This is a genomic window from Pseudomonas fakonensis (assembly GCF_019139895.1).
Classification (GTDB): Bacteria; Pseudomonadota; Gammaproteobacteria; order Pseudomonadales; family Pseudomonadaceae; genus Aquipseudomonas; species Aquipseudomonas fakonensis.
Genome location: NZ_CP077076.1, coordinates 4,513,771 through 4,529,181 on the forward strand (window position 1 = coordinate 4,513,771; position 15,411 = coordinate 4,529,181).

General features: G+C 63.4%; 15 protein-coding genes and 2 pseudogenes. 8 read left to right on the plus strand and 9 right to left on the minus strand.

Annotated elements, in window-relative coordinates:
- Window positions 1–10 precede the first annotated feature (10 nt).
- Window positions 11–223 (minus strand): annotated as a pseudogene (locus tag KSS94_RS19795) (helix-turn-helix domain-containing protein); the annotation flags it as partial.
- A pseudogene (locus KSS94_RS19800) lies at window positions 220–474 on the minus strand (SDR family NAD(P)-dependent oxidoreductase); the annotation flags it as partial. The pseudogenes KSS94_RS19800 and KSS94_RS19795, both read right to left, overlap by 4 nt.
- A 186-nt stretch (window positions 475–660) precedes the next feature.
- On the opposite strand from KSS94_RS19800, the gene KSS94_RS19805 reads away from it, so the two are divergent.
- A complete protein-coding gene (locus KSS94_RS19805) occupies window positions 661–930 on the plus strand; it encodes a hypothetical protein (protein WP_217839764.1) in 270 nt (89 codons plus the stop codon).
- Between the two features lie 6 nt (window positions 931–936).
- Here the strand turns inward: KSS94_RS19805 and KSS94_RS19810 are convergent, their stop codons facing one another.
- The 3 genes from KSS94_RS19810 to KSS94_RS19820 form a co-directional block, all read right to left on the minus strand.
- On the minus strand, window positions 937–1,182 hold the full coding sequence (locus tag KSS94_RS19810; RefSeq protein WP_217839765.1) for a BrnA antitoxin family protein: 246 nt from the start codon (window positions 1,180–1,182) through the stop codon (window positions 937–939).
- Window positions 1,157–1,438 carry a BrnT family toxin gene (locus tag KSS94_RS19815; RefSeq protein ID WP_217839766.1) on the minus strand — a complete coding sequence of 94 codons (282 nt, stop codon included), beginning with the start codon at window positions 1,436–1,438 and terminating at the stop codon, window positions 1,157–1,159. Before KSS94_RS19815 ends, KSS94_RS19810 begins: the two co-directional genes overlap by 26 nt.
- A gap of 197 nt (window positions 1,439–1,635) precedes the next feature.
- Window positions 1,636–2,958, minus strand: coding sequence for a DEAD/DEAH box helicase (locus KSS94_RS19820; protein WP_217839767.1), 1,323 nt, complete (start codon window positions 2,956–2,958; stop codon window positions 1,636–1,638).
- 145 nt (window positions 2,959–3,103) lie between these two features.
- Here KSS94_RS19820 and KSS94_RS19825 point away from each other — a divergent pair, with 145 nt between their 5' ends.
- A complete protein-coding gene (locus tag KSS94_RS19825; protein ID WP_217839768.1) occupies window positions 3,104–4,378 on the plus strand; it encodes a mechanosensitive ion channel family protein in 1,275 nt (424 codons plus the stop codon).
- 54 nt (window positions 4,379–4,432) lie between these two features.
- Here KSS94_RS19825 and KSS94_RS19830 read toward each other — a convergent pair whose 3' ends face one another.
- The 3 genes from KSS94_RS19830 to KSS94_RS19840 form a co-directional block, all read right to left on the minus strand.
- Window positions 4,433–5,305: a carboxylate/amino acid/amine transporter gene (locus KSS94_RS19830; protein WP_217839769.1), complete on the minus strand. Its 873-nt coding sequence runs from the start codon at window positions 5,303–5,305 to the stop codon at window positions 4,433–4,435.
- A gap of 243 nt (window positions 5,306–5,548) precedes the next feature.
- A complete protein-coding gene (locus KSS94_RS19835; RefSeq protein WP_217839770.1) occupies window positions 5,549–6,148 on the minus strand; it encodes an FMN-dependent NADH-azoreductase in 600 nt (199 codons plus the stop codon).
- Window positions 6,149–6,258: 110 nt separating this feature from the next.
- A complete protein-coding gene (locus tag KSS94_RS19840) occupies window positions 6,259–6,573 on the minus strand; it encodes a 3-phosphoglycerate kinase (protein ID WP_217839771.1) in 315 nt (104 codons plus the stop codon).
- Between the two features lie 49 nt (window positions 6,574–6,622).
- Between KSS94_RS19840 and KSS94_RS19845 the strand changes: the two genes are divergently transcribed.
- From KSS94_RS19845 to KSS94_RS19865, 5 genes are all read left to right on the plus strand, one after another.
- A complete protein-coding gene (locus KSS94_RS19845; RefSeq protein ID WP_217839772.1) occupies window positions 6,623–7,546 on the plus strand; it encodes a LysR family transcriptional regulator in 924 nt (307 codons plus the stop codon).
- A 13-nt stretch (window positions 7,547–7,559) separates the two neighbouring features.
- On the plus strand, window positions 7,560–8,372 hold the full coding sequence (locus KSS94_RS19850; RefSeq protein WP_217839773.1) for an alpha/beta fold hydrolase: 813 nt from the start codon (window positions 7,560–7,562) through the stop codon (window positions 8,370–8,372).
- Window positions 8,366–8,923, plus strand: a complete 558-nt coding sequence (locus tag KSS94_RS19855) for a peptidylprolyl isomerase (RefSeq protein WP_217839774.1) — start codon at window positions 8,366–8,368, stop codon at window positions 8,921–8,923. Before KSS94_RS19850 ends, KSS94_RS19855 begins: the two co-directional genes overlap by 7 nt.
- Before the next feature lie 63 nt (window positions 8,924–8,986).
- Window positions 8,987–10,819, plus strand: coding sequence for an ABC transporter ATP-binding protein (locus tag KSS94_RS19860; protein WP_217839775.1), 1,833 nt, complete (start codon window positions 8,987–8,989; stop codon window positions 10,817–10,819).
- 91 nt (window positions 10,820–10,910) lie between these two features.
- On the plus strand, window positions 10,911–12,536 hold the full coding sequence (locus KSS94_RS19865) for a methyl-accepting chemotaxis protein (protein WP_217839776.1): 1,626 nt from the start codon (window positions 10,911–10,913) through the stop codon (window positions 12,534–12,536).
- A gap of 122 nt (window positions 12,537–12,658) precedes the next feature.
- Here the strand turns inward: KSS94_RS19865 and KSS94_RS19870 are convergent, their stop codons facing one another.
- The gene (locus KSS94_RS19870) at window positions 12,659–13,786 is read right to left on the minus strand and encodes a GNAT family N-acetyltransferase (RefSeq protein ID WP_217839777.1); all 1,128 of its coding nucleotides are present in this window, start codon (window positions 13,784–13,786) and stop codon (window positions 12,659–12,661) included.
- 252 nt (window positions 13,787–14,038) lie between these two features.
- On the opposite strand from KSS94_RS19870, the gene KSS94_RS19875 reads away from it, so the two are divergent.
- On the plus strand, window positions 14,039–15,286 hold the full coding sequence (locus tag KSS94_RS19875) for a putative porin (protein ID WP_217839778.1): 1,248 nt from the start codon (window positions 14,039–14,041) through the stop codon (window positions 15,284–15,286).
- Window positions 15,287–15,411: the final 125 nt, after the last annotated feature.

Sequence of the window (15,411 nt, forward strand, 5' to 3'; positions counted from 1 at the left end):
CGCTAATGCTTCAGCTGTTCTTCACCAGATAGTTGATGAACAAGCGGAACAACTCGGCATTGCCGGCGATGCCCAGGCGCTTCCAGATGTTGTGCCGGTGCACCTTGACCGTGCCTTCGGAGATGTCCAGCTCGCGGGAGATCGACTGGCTGCTGTGGCCCTGCAATATGAGCTTGGCCACATGCCGCTGGGTTTCGGTCAACTGCCCCTGAAGAATGTCGAGATCGGGCCAAAGTGCGCCTGGGCCTGGGTGACGGCGCGGTGCAACTGGTCGGCCACGGAAACGTCAGCGGCGACGAACAGCGCCTGGCCACCAGCGGCATTGATGCGCGCGGCCACGGCTTCGCCCTGGCTGCTCGGCAGGTCGAGAATGACCACCTTGGCACCTTCGGCGGCAAACAGTTCCGAGGCCGCCAGGCCGCAGCCACCGGCGCCGCCGGTAATCAGTGCCACCTTGCCTTTCAATAGGTCCATACCCTGAGCTCCTGGCTGTCATCAGCTGTTGTGGTTGTGGCCACATGCTGGAGCCAGGCAGCGGGAGGGTCCATATACCCCCGGGTATAGGTGTCGCAAACAGTGATGGGCAGCCCGTCGCCGACGCTGAACTTATCGCCCGCCGCGCCGCTCCACCGCGCATACCCACCGCCGGAGGTTCAACGGATGAAAAACCTGCTGCGTATCACCTGCGCCACTGCCCTGTGCAGTGCCCTGCCCGCCTGGGCCTGCACGCCGGAAGAAGCCACCCAGAAACGCGAGGAGCTGGCCGGGCTGGTCAGCCAGCTGACCGAACAGAACCCGCAAAAAGCCAAGGAGATCAATGACGAGCTGCAGGGCATGGACCTGGGCACGGCGAGCAAGGACCTGCCCGACAAATGCCAGCTCATCGACAAGCGGATCAAAGAGCTAAAAGCAGCCGAGAAAAAGACCTGATGCCCTTCAACGCCGCTGACGGGCTTCCATGTACTGGCGGAGCAGCTGGTTGATGCGGGTCTGGTAGCCGGCACCCTGGGCCTTGAACCAGGCCAGCACGTCGCTGTCCAGGCGCATGGTCACGGTCTGCTTGGCGGGCAGGCGCAGTTCGGCGCGTTCGAAGAAGTCGTCGTCGAGTTCGGGTATGTCCGAGGTGTCGACCTTGTCGTTGACAGGCAGGTTGCGGTCATCGTCGGCTGATGGTTTGGGCATAGCGCATTACCTCACGTTCGGTGGCCCTGCGGGCAGAGATGATGCGAATCACATCGCCCTGCCGCTCGGTGTAGACGACCACGCCCACCAAGGCATCGAGCCAGCCCATGGCGATCCAGCGGGTTTCGTCGTAAATGAACCGGTCATCTTCCAGTACCAGCATCGGGCGCTGGAACATCCTGGGTACATCGTTGAAATCCAGGCCGTGCTTGCGAATGTTGAGGCGGTTCTTGTCCTCGTCCCATTCAAACTGCATCGGGCATTCTGCCGGATTCAATGTATTTACAGATGTACATACGCTACGCCTCATGACTGCGATATGCCAGAGCAGTCTGGATGGTTTCGGGCGATTTTCCCGGCGAAAATGCGGTTTCGGAAAAGGGCTACAACAGGCGGGGAACAACGTGAAGAAACCCGCCACCGTTGCGGTGGCGGGGTACTGCAGGAAGAGGCTTACTCAGCCGCTGGCTTGCGCTTTTTCAGCGGTGCCAGGCCGTCTGCACTGGCCAGCGGGGCGTTAGGCCGCGGCTTGGCCGTTGGCTTGCGCTTGGCTGTGGTTTTCTTGTCGCCGGTCTTCTTGTCGCCCTTTTTCTTCTTGCTACCAACGGCCTTGCCCGAGGCCTTGACCTTTTTCGGCCCGCTGTAGGTGCCTTTGACTTCCTTGATGACGCGGCGCTCGAACTGCTGCTTGAGGTAGCGCTCGATGCTGGACATCAGGTTCCAGTCGTTGTGGGTGATCAGCGAGATGGCCAGGCCCTCGCCACCGGCACGGCCGGTGCGGCCGATACGGTGCACGTACTCATCACCGCTGCGCGGCATGTCGAAGTTGATCACCAGGTCCAGGCCGTCGATGTCCAGGCCGCGGGCGGCGACGTCGGTGGCTACCAGCACCTTCGAGCCGCCTTCCTTGAAGCGGTCGATGGCCAGCTTGCGGTCCTTCTGGTCCTTGTCGCCGTGCAGCACGAAGGCCTTCACTTCCTTGGCCACCAGGTGGCCGTAGATACGGTCGGCCAAGGCGCGGTAGTTGGTGAAGATGATCGCCTTCTGGTAGGTCTCGTTGGCCAGCAGCCACTGGACGATCTGCTCTTTGTGCTGGTCGTGGTCAGCGGTGATGATCTGCTGGCGAGTGCCCTCGGCCAGTTGCGAGACACTGTTGAGCATCAGGTGCTCAGGGTCTTTGAGTACCTTGCCGATGATGTCGCGCAGCGCCGCACCACCGGTGGTGGCCGAGAACAGCAGGGTCTGCTCGCGGTTCTCGCATTCCTTGCACAGGCGCTCCATGTCTTCGGCGAAGCCCATGTCGAGCATGCGGTCGGCTTCATCGAGCACCAGTACCTGCACGTGGGACAGGTCGAGGTTACCCGCGTTGAGCTGCTCGAGCAGGCGGCCCGGGGTACCGATCAGCACGTCTGGCACCTTGCGCAGCATCGCCGCTTGTTCCTTGAAGTCCTCACCGCCGGTCACCAGGCCCGACTTGATGTAGGTGAACTGCGAGAACAGCTTCACCTGCTTGAGGGTCTGCTGGGCCAGCTCGCGGGTCGGCAGCAGGATCAGTGCACGGATTTCCACGCTCGGGCCACTGCGGTCGACCAGGCGGTTGAGCATCGGCAGCACGAAGGCTGCGGTCTTGCCGCTGCCGGTCTGCGCCGTGACCCGCAGGTCACGCCCTTGCAGGGCCAGGGGAATGGCCGCTGCCTGCACCGGGGTCGGCTCGACAAATTTCAGCTCGGCCACGGCTTTGAGCAGGCGTTCGTGCAGGGCGAATTGGGAAAACACGGGGGTAACCTCGGGCAAGTGCGAAAAATTCAAGTTGCATAGGGTAACGTTTTCCTGGGCAGGAGCCGAATTTCTTTTGGCAACTTTGCGCCGATCCGCGCTCTAATGCCGCTTCGTACCGCAATACAGACCGCTTAGAACATTTATGGACCTGCAACGATTCTGGCGTGACGCCTTCGACCTCTGGGGCACCCTGGACCAACACCCGCTGCTGCATGCCACCATCGGCCTGGTGGTATTGCTGCTGGTCTCGCTGCTGATCGGCCGGGTGACCCGTTTTCTGGTGCTGCACGCCAGCCGCCTGCTGGGCCGCCAGTCATCGCTCAGGTGGCTGGACGACCTGCGCCACAACAAGGTATTCCACCGCCTGGCGCAGACCACGCCGTCGCTGGCGGTGCAATCGGGCCTGAAACTGGTGCCGGAGCTCTCCAGCACCGCCCAGCACTTTCTCGGCAACGTCGCCCTGGCGGTGACCCTGCTGTTCATGACCCGTGCGCTGTCCTGCCTGCTGGACGCGCTGCTGGACATCTACGCGCGCACCGAGCACGCCCGCACCCGCTCGATCAAGGGCTACATGCAACTGGCCAAGATGATGCTGTGGATCTTCGCCGCCATCGTCATCGTCGCCACCCTGATCGACCGTTCGCCGCTGCTGTTGCTGTCGGGCCTGGGTGCCATGTCGGCGGTGCTGCTGTTGGTGTACAAGGACACCCTGCTGTCGTTCGTCGCCAGTGTGCAGCTCACCAGCAACGACATGCTGCACGTCGGTGACTGGATCGAGATGCCCCAGGCCGGTGCCGATGGCGATGTGGTGGACATCACCCTGCATACGGTGAAGGTACAGAACTTCGACAAGACCATCGTCTCCATCCCCACCTGGCGCCTGATGAGCGAGTCGTTCCGCAACTACCGCGGCATGCAGCAGTCCGGCGGGCGGCGCATCAAGCGCAGCCTGTTCATCGACGCCGCCGGCGTGCGTTTTCTGACTACCGAGGAAGAACAGCGCCTGGGCCAGGTACGCCTGCTCGGCGACTACCTGGCCGGCAAGCGCCAGGAGCTGCACGAATGGAACCAGGCCCAGGGCCACAACGCCGGGCTGTCGGCCAACCGCCGGCAACTGACCAACATCGGCACCTTCCGCGCCTTCGCCCTGGCGTACCTGAAAAACCACCCCAACGTGCACGCCAACATGACCTGCATGGTCCGCCAGTTGCAGACCACCGCCGAAGGCGTCCCGCTGGAGATCTACTGCTTCACCACCACCACGGTGTGGGCGGAGTACGAGCGCATTCAGGGGGATATCTTCGATTACCTGCTGGCGGTGCTGCCTGAGTTTGGCCTGAGCCTTTATCAGCAGCCCAGTGGCAATGACATGCGGGCGGGGTTGGCGGTGCGGGTTTCGCATTCAGAGACGGCTTGACTCAAGGGCCCTATCGCCGGCAAGCCGGCTCCTACAGGCGATAGGGCCTTCAGGTCAACGTGGGGCGGGCAACACCCTGCCCTGCCCGCCCAGCCGGCTCATCCACACCGACGCCAAGATGATCCCGCCGCCGATGGCCAGCCGCCCCAGCGGCTCGTCCTGGTTCCAGATCAGCAGGTTCAGCAGCAGCCCCACCGGCACATGCAGGTTGTTCATCACCGCCAGGGTGCCGCCGGAAACCAGGCATGCGCCCTTGTTCCACCAGTACAGCCCCAGCGCCGTCGGCACCAGCCCGAGGAACAGCAGCACCAGCCACTGCGTATCGGTGCTCGGCAGGTGCTGGGCGTTGCCGAACAGCAGGAACGCCGGCAGCACCACCAGCAACGCACCCAGGTAGAAGTAGCCAAAACGCTTGTAGTGCGGCAGGGCGCTGGGGTGACGGGCCACCAGGTGGCGGTACAGCACCTGCCCGGCGGCATAGGTGAAGTTGGCCAGTTGCAGCAGCAAGAAGCCGATGAAAAACTCGCCGGTGACGCTGTCGAAGCGGATCACCGCAGCCCCGGCCACCGCCACCAGCGCGGCCAGCAACGCCCAGGGGTTGAAACGGCGGTTCAGCGCGTCTTCGATCAGGGTCACGTGCAGCGGTGTGAGGATGGTGAACAGCAGCACCTCCGGCACGGTCAGCACGCGGAAGCTCAGGTACAGGCACACGTAGGTGATGCCGTACTGCAGCGCGCCGATCAGCAGCATCGAGCGCATGAAGCGTGGCTCGACCTCGCGCCAGCGGGTCAGCGGCAGGAACACCAGCAGTGCCAGCACCACCCGGGCCAGCACGGCGAAATAGCTGTCGACCTGGCCGGCCAGGTACTCACCGATCAGGTTGAAGGAAAACGCCTGGATCAGCGCGACGATTATCAGGTAGCCCATGGTTGCCTCTCGTGAATCAAGGCGGCGACCTTAGCGGGTGGGTTCGGGCAGTTCAACCATGAGGAATGTAAGGCTGTGCTGGCCTCATCGCCGGCAAGCCGGCTCCTACAGGTAAAGCGTTTGCTTCGAGCTTGCGCTGTACTTGTAATGGGGCCGGTACAGCCATAAAAAAGCCCGGCCATGAAGGCCGGGCAGGTACACCCAAGGAGCAAAGAGGTGTCAGGGTTGGGAATTCGGGGAGCCTCAGGCCACTGCGGCCAGCTTGGCCTTGGCCTGGTTCAGGCCTTTCTCGTGGAAGTCGCCGCTCATGTTCAGGCCTTCGGCGTGGATGAAGTCCACATCATGGATGCCGATGAAGGCCATCACCTGGCGCAGGTAGGGTTCCTGGTGGTCGCTGGTGGCACCGGCGTGGATACCGCCACGGGCGGTCAGCACGACGGCGCGCTTGCCGGCCAGCAGGCCCTGCGGCCCAGTGGGGGTGTACTTGAAGGTGATGCCGGCGCGCAGCACATGGTCCAGCCAGGCCTTGAGGGTGCTGGGGATGGTGAAGTTGTACATCGGTGCGGCCATCACCAGCACATCGGCAGCCAGCAGTTCATCGGTCAGCTCAACGGAACGGGCCAGGGCTTCGAGCTCTGCGGCGCTACGCTGTTCTTCAGGCTTCATCCAGCCACCGAGCAGGTTGGCATCCAGGTGCGGCACCGGGTTCACGGCCAGGTCGCGTACGGTGATCTGATCGGCCGGGTGAGCGGCCTGCCACTGCTCGATGAAGTCGCGGGTCAGTTGACGGGAAACGGAATCCTGCTGGCGGGCGCTGCTTTCGATGATCAGTACGCGGGACATGGGGTGCCTCCATCGGCGGTAAAGGGTTGCGATTCGATGGAGGTGAGATTAAATGTTGACCTATCGATAAAAAAGCGTAAAAAGTGGGTTCAATCTATCGATTAATCCGTTTATTCAGCTTTGCAGTCCAGGTCGATGCGCAGCTTGATGATCTGCCGGTTGAACTTGGCGGTCACATCCACGCTTTTGCCGGCCGGCACGTTGACCCGCCGCACCCGCGGGGCCTCGGGGCCGTTGCGAAAGCTCACCCGGCACGCCGCCGGCACCTGGCCGTAGTTGTTCAGGGTGATCGCACCGATGTCATAGGCCGTGTCGTAGGCGGTGTAGTCCAGCTTTACGCCGTCCACCTGCTTTTGCACATCGATGGGGTAGGCCATGGCCGTGAAGGGCAGGCACAGCAGCAAGGCCACACAACATTTCTTCATAGGGCGCTCTCCTTGAGAAGAGCGCAGCTTAGGACAACAGGAGCCATAGATGAAAGCGCCGCGCGTAACCCTGGATCAGTGGCGAACCCTGCAAGCGGTGGTCGACCATGGCGGGTTCGCCCAGGCCGCCGAAGCGCTGCACCGCTCGCAGTCTTCGGTGAGCTATACCGTTGCACGCATGCAGGAGCAACTGGGGGTGCCGCTGCTGCGCATCGACGGGCGCAAGGCAGTGCTGACCGAAGCGGGTAACGTGCTGCTGCGCCGTTCGCGGCACCTGGTCAAGCAGGCCAGCCAGCTCGAAGACCTGGCCCACCACATGGAGCAAGGCTGGGAGGCCGAAGTGCGCCTGGTGGTCGACGCCGCCTACCCCAGCGCCCGCCTGGTGCGCGCGCTGGCCGCGTTCATGCCGCAAAGCCGCGGCTGCCGGGTGCGCCTGCGTGAAGAAGTGCTCTCTGGCGTGGAAGAAGTGATGCACGAGGGCATCGCTGACCTTGCCATCAGCAGCTACAGCATCGGCGGCTACCTGGGGGCCGAGCTCAGTGCAGTGGAGTTCGTCGCCGTCGCCCACCCCGAACATAGCCTGCACCGCCTGGGCCGCGAACTGACCTTCCAGGACCTGGAAAGCCAGTTGCAAGTGGTGATCCGCGACTCTGGCCGCGCGCAGCCACGCGACGTCGGCTGGCTGGGCGCCGAACAGCGCTGGACCGTCGGCAGCCTGGGCACCGCCGCCACCTTTGTCAGCAGCGGCCTGGGCTTTGCCTGGTTGCCCCGGCACATGATCGAGCGTGAGCTGAGCGATGGCGTGCTAAAGCCCCTGCCGCTGGATCAGGGTGGCAGCCGCCACCCGCTGTTCTACCTTTATTCGAGCAAGGAAAAGACCCTGGGCCCGGCCACGCAGATCCTCATCGACCTGCTGCGCAACTTCGACACCGCACCGCTGGACGTGCCCTTCGCAGCCCCCCCGCAAGCCTGAGAGGACCGCGCCCATGGCCTGTTTCGAACACGACGGATGCCAACTGCATTATGAGCTGCACGGCCAGGGCGAACCCCTGGTGCTGCTGCACGGGCTGGGTTCGAGCAGCGAGGACTGGGAACTTCAAGTTGCCGAATTCGCCCGCCACTACCGGGTGATCCTCATGGACATCCGCGGCCACGGTCAGTCATCCAAGCCGCGCAAAGGCTACCGCATCAAGACCTTCAGCCAGGACCTGCTGGCCCTGCTTTACCACCTGGGCACAGGCCCCGTGCACTTCGTCGGCCTGTCCATGGGCGGCATGGTCGGCTTTCAGTTCGCCGTCGACCACCCCACCTGGCTGCGCAGCCTGTGCATCGTCAACAGCGCCCCGGAAGTGAAGCGCCGCACCCGCAGCGACTGGCTGTGGTGGCTCAAGCGCTGGGGCCTGGCGCGCCTGCTCAGCGTCGAGACCGTGGGCAAGGGCCTGGCTGCAAGGTTGTTCCCCAAGCCCGAACAGGCCGATCTGCGGCGCAAGATGGCCGAGCGCTGGGCGCGCAACGACAAGCGCGCGTATCTGAAGAGTTTCGACGCCATCGTCAACTGGGGCGTGCAGGAACGCATCGGGCAGATCCGCTGTCCCACGCTGGTGGTGGCGGCCGACCATGATTACACACCGATACAACTGAAAGAGCGCTACGTGGCGCTGATGCCCAACGCCAGGCTGGCGGTGATCGACGATTCGCGGCACGCTACGCCCCTGGACCAACCCGAGGTCTTCAACCTCACCGTGCTGCAGTTCCTCGCAGCCGCATCCACCCCTCAAGGATCTTTGAGCCCATGCTGAAAAAACTCCTGCTCACCGCCTGCTCGGTCGCCTTCGCCACCAGCGTCATGGCCTCCGACAAGACCCCGCACGTGCTGCTCGATACCAGCTTCGGCCAGGTCGAGATCGAACTGAACGCGGAAAAGGCGCCGATCAGTACGAAGAATTTCCTGGCATACGTCGACAGCGGTTTCTACAACAATACGATCTTCCACCGGGTGATCCCGGGCTTCATGGTCCAGGGCGGCGGCTTCACCGAGCAGATGGTGCAAAAACCCACCCAGGACCCGATCCGCAACGAAGCCAGCAATGGCCTGCAGAACACCCGCGGCACGTTGTCCATGGCCCGCACCTCCGACCCGAACTCGGCCACCAGCCAGTTCTTCATCAACGTGGCCGACAACGACTTCCTCAACCCGGGCCGCGACCGTGGCTATGCGGTGTTCGGCAAGGTTACCAAGGGCATGGAAGTGGTCGACCAGATCGTCAACTCGCCCACTACCGTGAAAAAGGGCATGCGTGACGTACCGGCCGACCCGGTGTTCATCAAGTCGGCCAAACGCATCGACTGACCGCAAGGCTTCACAGGGACGTGAACCGCCTGAAGGTCGGCTGAAACAGGAGTTTGCAAACCCATGCTGTACCGTCGTTTCGAGCAGTTGATCGACATCTTCCGCGAGGCGCCCACCGAGGCGCCCCCCGGCAAGGTCTGGCCCTTCTATATCTATTACCTGCGCCAGGTCTGGCCGAGCTTTCTCGCCCTGCTGATCGTCGGGCTGTTCGCCTCGCTGATCGAGGTGGCGATGTTCAGCTACCTGAGCCGCATCATCGACCTGGCCCAGGGCACACCCAACGCCAACTTCTTCAGCGACCACGCCGGCGAGCTGGCCTGGATGCTGGTGGTGGTCCTGCTGCTGCGGCCACTGTTCTTCGGCCTGCACGACCTGCTGGTGCACCAGACCATCAGCCCCGGCATGACCAGCCTGATCCGCTGGCAAAACCACACCTACGTGCTCAAGCAGAGCCTGAACTTCTTCCAGAGCGACTTCGCCGGGCGTATCGCTCAGCGCATCATGCAAACCGGCAACTCGCTGCGCGATTCGGCGGTACAGGCGGTGGACGCGCTGTGGCACGTGCTGATCTACGCCATCAGCTCGCTGGTACTGTTCGCCGAGGCCGACTGGCGGCTGATGCTGCCGCTGCTGGTGTGGATCGGCTGCTACATCGCTTCGCTGTACTACTTCGTACCCCGGGTGAAGGAGCGTTCGGTGGTTTCGTCCGACGCCCGCTCCAAGCTGATGGGGCGCATCGTCGATGGCTACACCAACATCGCCACCCTCAAGCTGTTCGCCCACACCGACCATGAACAGCATTACGCCCGCGAAGCCATTCGCGAGCAGACCGAAAAAACCCAACTGGCCGCCCGGGTGGTCACCAGCATGGACGTGGTCATCACCACCCTCAACGGCCTGCTGGTGGTCAGCACCACCGGCCTTGCCCTGTGGCTGTGGAGCCAGTCGCTGATCAGCGTCGGCGCCATCGCCCTGGCCACCGGCCTGGTGATCCGCATCGTCAACATGTCGGGCTGGATCATGTGGGTGGTCAACGGCATCTTCGAGAACATCGGCATGGTCCAGGACGGCCTGCAGACCATCGCCCAGCCGGTCACCGTCAGCGACAAACCCAACGCGCAGCCACTCAAGGTCAGCCGTGGCGCCGTGCACTTCGAGCATGTCGGTTTCCACTACGGCAAGGGCAGCAAGGTGATCGATGCACTGAACCTGAACATTCGCCCCGGCGAGAAGATCGGCCTGATCGGCCCGTCCGGTGCCGGCAAGTCGACCCTGGTCAACCTGCTGCTGCGCCTGTACGACGTCGACAGCGGGCGCATCCTGATCGACGGGCAGAACATCGCCGAGGTCAACCAGGCCAGCCTGCGCGCGCAAATCGGCATGATCACCCAGGACACTTCGCTGCTGCACCGCTCGATCCGCGACAACCTGTTGTACGGGCGCCCCGATGCCAGCGAAGAGGAAGTCTGGGAGGCGGTGCGCCGGGCCCGCGCCGACGAGTTCATCCCCGAGTTGTCCGACGCCCAGGGCCGTACCGGCTTCGACGCTCACGTGGGTGAGCGCGGGGTCAAGCTGTCGGGTGGTCAGCGCCAGCGCATCGCCATCGCCCGGGTGCTGCTGAAGAATGCGCCGATTCTGATCATGGACGAAGCCACCTCGGCGCTGGACTCGGAGGTCGAAGCCGCCATCCAGGATAGCCTCGAAACCCTGATGCAGGGCAAGACGGTGATCGCCATCGCCCACCGCCTGTCCACCATCGCCCGCATGGACCGCCTGGTGGTACTGGACAAAGGCCGCATCGTCGAAAGCGGCAGCCACGCCGAACTGCTCGCCCAGCGTGGGCTCTATGCCCGTTTGTGGCACCACCAGACCGGCGGTTTCGTCGGCGTAGATTGACCCCGCCCTGCCCCTCAAGCCAACGCCCGCCTCGCCGATAACCAGTTGTCGTACAACAACTAAATGGCCCTGAAGGGCCGGCGAGGTGGTAATGCTTTTACGCCAATGGAGTATCGCGCCCCGGGCAACATCGGGGTTTGCATGCATCGCACTGATGGTGGCCCTGCTGGGCCTGTTCTCCCTCGCCAAGATGGAGGACATCCGCGACTCGGCCACGGCCATGGAGAAGGACTGGGTGCCGAGCATCCGCATCGTCGACACCATCCGCGAGAACATGCTGCGCATCCGCACCATCTCGCTGCGCGTGGCGCTGGACCCGAACCCGGCCAACGTCGACACCTACGTCGGCCAGTACGATGCCCGCAACAAGGTCCTGATGCAGAACATCAAGGACTACGAGGCGTTCATCGATACCCCCGAAGAAACCCGCCTGTACCAGCAGTTCCAGCGTGATTTTGCGGTGTACCAGAAAGGCATGGCCGACTCCTTCGCCCTGGCCCGGCGCGGCGACACTGCAGCCCTGCACAAGCTGGTGCTGGTGGACATGAAGCCGGTGGTCGACGGAACCGGCGCACAACTGGCCGAACTGGGCGACCTGTACGGCAAAGGCATCGAGCGTGAGGGCAACCTGTCGGCCGAACGCTACGAGCAGTCCCGTGCCATCGTCATCGGCGTGATCCTGCTGGCTGCACTATTCACCGTGGCGCTGGCCTGGCTGCTCACCCGCAGTATCGTGCAGCCCCTCAAAGACGCGGTACTGGCGGCCAAGCAGGTGGCCGAGGGCAACCTCAGCAACGCCATCGTCGCCAGCGGCAACGATGAAGTCAGCCAGTTGCAGCACTCGCTGGCCCAGATGCGCGACCGCCTGCGCGACACCTTGCGCGAAATCTCCGGCTCGTCCACTCAGTTGGCCGCCGCCTCCGAAGAGCTGCACGCGGTTACCGAAGAGGCCGGGCGCGGCATCACCCGCCAGCACGACGAAATCGAGCAGGCCGCCACCGCAGTCAACGAAATGAGCGCGGCAGTGGATGAGGTGGCGCGTAACGCCGTGTCCACGTCCGAAGCCTCGCGAGCTTCCACCCAATCGGCGCAACAGGGCCAGGCCCGGGTGTCGCAGACCATTGAGGCCATCAGCGACCTGGCCGAAGAAGTCACCGCCTCGGCGTCGCTGGTGGAGCAACTGGCCGAGCAGTCCCAGGAAGTGGGCAAAGTGCTGGACGTGATCCGCGCCATCGCCGAGCAGACCAACCTGCTGGCGCTTAACGCCGCCATCGAAGCCGCCCGTGCCGGCGAGTCCGGGCGCGGCTTTGCCGTGGTCGCCGACGAGGTACGCGCACTGGCGCACCGCACGCAGAACTCCACCCAGGAAATCGAGCAGATGGTCACCCTGATGCGCACCGGCGCCAGCCAGGCGCTGAGCGCCATGCAAACCAGCAGCAGCCGGGCGCGCAACACCCAGGAACTGGCCCAGAGCGCCGGGCACGCCCTGCAGGAAATCACCTCGGGGATCAGCGAGATGTACGAGCGCAACCTGGTCATCGCCAGCGCCGCCGAAGAGCAGGCCCAGGTGGCCCGCGAGGTGGACCGCAACCTCACCAACATCCGCGACCTGTCGGTGCAGAGCGCCACCGGGGCGCAGCAGACCAACGCCTCGAGCCAGGAGCTGTCGCGCCTGGCCAGCGGGCTGAACGGGTTGGTGAAGCGCTTCACGCTGTAGCCACGCCGCCTGTAGGAGCCGGCTTGCCGGCGATGAGGCCAGGCCTGCAAACCTGGCTCCTGGCCTGCGCTGTGGCTTATGGCCCTATCGCCGGCCGGCTCCTACAGGGACATCAAGGGGGCTCAATCCTTGCGATAGGGCAACGCCGCGCACGCCTGCTCGGCATACGCCCGCACCCCCTCCCGCTCCTGCGCCAGAAAATCCTCCACCGCCCGGCGCAGCCCCGGGTGCAGCAGGTAATGCCACGACCGCGTGATCACCGGCTCAAACCCGCGGATCAGCTTGTGCTCGCCCTGCGCCCCGGCGTCAAAGCGCTGCAGCCCCTCGGCGATGGCAAAGTCCATGCCCTGGTAGAAGCAGGTTTCAAAATGCAGCCGGTCGAATTCGTCCAGGCAGCCCCAGTAGCGCCCATACAAACTGCCTCCGCCCACCAGGCTCAAGGCCATGGCCACCTCGCGCCCGTGCTGGCGCGCAATCACCACCCGCAGCGCCTCGGGCATGCGCTCGGCCAGCAGGCTGAAGAACTCGCGGGTGAGGTAGGGCGCGCGGCGGCGTACGGCATAGGTGTTGGCGTAACACAGGTAAACGAAGTCCCACTGCACCTCGCTCAGCTCATCGCCACGGTACCAGGTGAAGTCGATGCCCTGCCCAGCCACCTGCTCGCGCTCCTTGCGCATCTGCTTGCGCTTGCGCGAACTGAGGGTGTCGAGAAAATCCTGAAAGTCCCGGTAGCCGCGGTTTTGCCAATGGAACTGGCAGCCCAGCCGCTCCATCCAGCCAGGCAGGCTGGCGAGGGCGTCATCCAGTGCGCTGTCGGTAAAGTTGATATGGGCGCCGGACAACCCGCCCTTAACCAGGTATTCAGGCATTGCCTGCAACAGCAACAGGCCGTCGGCAGGGTCGTCGCACAGCAGGCGTGGCCCGCTGACCGGGCTGAACGGCACCGCCCCCAGCAGCTTGGGGTAGTAGGCGATGCTGGCGCGCTCGCAGGCGTCGGCCCAGCCATGGTCGAACACGTACTCGCCGAACGAATGCCATTTGCGGTAGGCCGGCAGCAACGCACGCACCTGGCCGTCACGCTCCAGCACCAGGTGTTCGGCCGCCCAGCCGGTATTCGGGGTGACGCTGCCACTGTCCTCCATGGCGCTGAGGAAAGCATGGCGCAAAAACGGCTGGCCCTCGGGCACCAGGGCATCCCAGGTGCTGGCCGGCAGGTCGCGCAGGTGGGCAATGCTGTGCAGGCTGATCACGGTGGCGGCTCGCTTGAAAGAAGAACGCCAGTATTGCCAAAGCGCGCCAGACACTCAAATGACAGCCCGTTTACCAGGCCGCTTCTTAACCGCAGTGCCACTGTTTAGACATTATTCTGTCATCCACCCCCGCAATACTTGCGCCTGTTTTCCGAAACCCCAGAACCTGTCTATTCAGGCCCTTTCCGAAGACATGCCAACTCGGGGGCGAGCGCTTTAGCCTCCCCCAACCTTTCCAACAGGGAGAACCTTATGCGTCTTGTTTCCACACTTACCGGAGTGAGCCTCACCGGCATGATGCTGGCTCTGAGTACTCCGGCCAGTGCCGCGGTCGACGCCAAGCTGCTCGAAATGCTCCGCGCCAACGGCTCGATCAACCAGGCGCAGTACAACGAACTGCAAGGCGACCTGGCAGCAGAAACCAAGGAAAAGGCCGCTCAAAAAGCTCAGTCCGATCGCATGAGCTCCTTCGAACAGAAAGTGGCATGGGCTGCCAAGACCCAGATCAAGGGTGATGTGCGCCTGCGTTACGAAGACGTCAACGTCGATGACCCGATTGCCCGCAGCAACAACCAGGACCGTCAGCGCGTACGTGCCCGTGTTGGTTTCTACAGCGAGATCAACCCGCAAGTAGACGCTGGCGTTCGTATCGCCACTGGCGGCAGCAGCGGTGATCGTCGCTCCACCAACGTGAGCCTGGAAAACTACTTCGACAAGAAGAACCTGTGGGTCGACATGGCCTACCTGGACTGGCACCCGACCGCCTTCCCCAACCTGCACATCATCGGCGGCAAGATGGCGCAGCCATGGGTGAGCATGGGCGACATCATCTGGGATAGCGACATCAACCCAGAAGGCGTGGCGCTCACCTACAAGACCAACCTGGGCCCAGCCGAAGTATTCGGTAGCGCCGGTCAGTACACCCTGCAGGACAACGTCGACGGCGACGGCGTGCAGTACAAGCACGACGCACAGCTGTACCACGCTCAGTTGGGCGCCAAGTTCAACGCCGCCGACACTGTGAAAGTCACCGTCGGCGGCAGCATCTACGGCTACGACAACGACAAGGAATCGACCCTGCTGCGTTCGCTGGGTAACACCACCAACGAATTCAACCTGGTTGAAGGCTTCGGTCAGATCGACTTCACCGGCTTCGCCATCCCGCTGTCGGCCTACGGCCAGATGGTCAAGAACACCGAGAGCACCGATGGCAAGGACAAAGCCTGGCTGGCAGGTGTGAAGACCAAGCTCGGCGCCTGGAGCCTGGATTACAACTACCGCGACGTGCAGCGTAACGCTGTGGTGAGCCTGTTCACCGACTCCGACTTCGGCAACGGTTTCACCGGTTCGCGCGGTCACAAGTTCAAGGTCGGTTACGAAATCGACAAGAACTTCTCGTTGGGCGCGGCCTACCTGATGGCCAAGACCGACTACTCCAACCTGCCGAACAGCGATGCCGACGTCGACACGCTGCAGCTGGATCTGGAAGCCAAGTTCTAAGCAACACCCTCCTCTGCTTCACTCTGAGGCAGGAAATGCTGACCCCATCCAGCATTTCCTGCCTTTTTTTTGCGCCTGAAAAGCAATCGCCGGCAAGCCGGCTCCTACAGGAATCGCGCCCAACT